This window comes from Lacisediminihabitans sp., from assembly GCF_036569425.1.
Classification (GTDB): domain Bacteria; phylum Actinomycetota; class Actinomycetes; order Actinomycetales; family Microbacteriaceae; genus Lacisediminihabitans.
Window position 1 is genome coordinate 1 of the sequence record NZ_DATCQQ010000013.1, and the last position, 1,736, is coordinate 1,736.

Annotated in this window: 2 protein-coding genes; both read left to right on the forward strand. The window is 69.0% G+C overall.

The window, feature by feature from the left end; translation table 11 throughout:
• On the forward strand, nt 1-1,294 hold a 1,294-nt coding region (leuC, locus tag VIM54_RS01325; RefSeq protein WP_331898500.1), incomplete at its 5' end, for a 3-isopropylmalate dehydratase large subunit.
• A gap of 29 nt (nt 1,295-1,323) precedes the next feature.
• On the forward strand, nt 1,324-1,736 hold a 413-nt coding region (gene leuD, locus VIM54_RS01330), incomplete at its 3' end, for a 3-isopropylmalate dehydratase small subunit (protein WP_331898502.1).

The following is a 1,736-nucleotide window of genomic DNA, read 5'->3' on the forward strand; positions in this document are numbered from 1 at the left end:
CCTCCACCTCGTCCACGAGGTCACCTCGCCCCAGGCGTTCGAGGGACTGCGGCTGGCTGGTCGCCGGGTCCGCCGGCCCGACCTTACGGTGGCGACGATGGACCACAACGTCCCCACCCGAGGCGGCGTCCGCGCCGCAGACGGGCTGTCGCGGAAGCAGATGGAGGTCCTGGCGGAGAACTGCCGCCGCGAGGGCATCCCGCTCCACCAGATCGGCAGCCGCCGCCAGGGCATCGTGCACGTCATCGGCCCGGAGCTCGGCCTCACCCAGCCCGGGATGCTCATCGTGTGCGGCGACTCGCACACCTCGACGCACGGGGCGTTTGGCGCGCTGGCCTTCGGCATAGGGACCTCCGAGGTGGAGATGGTGCTGGCCACCCAGTGCCTGCCTCAAAACCGCTTGCGCGACCTCGCGGTCAACGTGGAGGGCGAGCTGCCTCTCGGCGTGACCGCCAAGGACGTGGTGCTCGGACTGATCGGGCGCACCGGCATCTCCGAAGGCCAGGGGCACCTCGTCGAGTACCGCGGCTCGACCATCCGCGCGCTGAGCATGGAAGGGCGCATGACCGTGTGCAACATGAGCATCGAATGGGGCGCGAAGGCGGGCATGGTCGCGCCGGACGACACCACCTTCACCTACCTGGAGCGCCGGCCGCACGCGCCGAAAGGCGCCGAATGGGACACCGCCCTCGATTACTGGCGCTCGCTCCACACCGACGACGGCGCGCCGTTCGACCAGGAGATCTCGATCGACGCAAGCCACCTCGAGCCACACGTGACGTGGGGCACCAACCCGGGCCAGGTGGCGCCGGTGACGGGCCGCGTGCCGAGCCCGCACTCCGACACGGACGAGAGGGCCCTGCGCTACATGGACCTCAAGCCGGGGACTGCGCTGGCCGACATTACGATCGACCGCGTGTTCATCGGTTCCTGCACCAACGCGCGGCTGGAAGACCTTCGGGCCGCTGCGCAAATCGTCGCCGGCAAGCACGTGCACTCGTCGGTGCGGGCGATGGTCGTTCCCGGGTCGACGTCGGTCAAGCGGGCGGCTGAGGAAGAGGGCCTCGACGCGATCTTCAAGGCGGCGGGCTTCGAGTGGCGCAACGCCGGCTGCTCGATGTGCCTCGGTATGAACCCTGACATCCTCGCCCCAGGCGAGCGGTGCGCCTCGACGAGCAACAGGAACTTCGAGGGCCGGCAGGGCTCCGGCGGCCGAACCCACCTGATGAGCCCGCCGATGGCTGCGGCCGCGGCGATCACCGGCCACCTGGTCGACGTGCGGGAGCTTCTGTAATGGACGCGGTTTCCAAGGTCACGGGCCGCATGGCGCCGCTCGACCGCGCCGACGTGGACACCGACCAGATCATTCCCAAGCAGTTCCTGAAGCGCATCGAGCGCACGGGCTATGGGCCCTTCCTGTTCTATGACTGGCGGGCCAACGGCGACTTCGTGCTGGACAAGCCGGAGCACAAGGGGGCCTCGGTCCTGGTCACCGGGGAGAACTTCGGCTGCGGCTCGTCTCGCGAGCACGCGCCGTGGGCGATCAAGGACGCGGGTTACCACGCGATCATCTCGCCGACCTTCGCGGACATCTTCCGCGCGAACGCCTACAAGACCGGAATCCTTGCCGTCACGCTGCCTGATCGCCAGGTGCGCCACCTGATCGACCTCGCGACCGAAGACCCGACGATCGAGATCACCGTGGACCTCGAGGCGAAAGAGGTGCGCGGCGATGG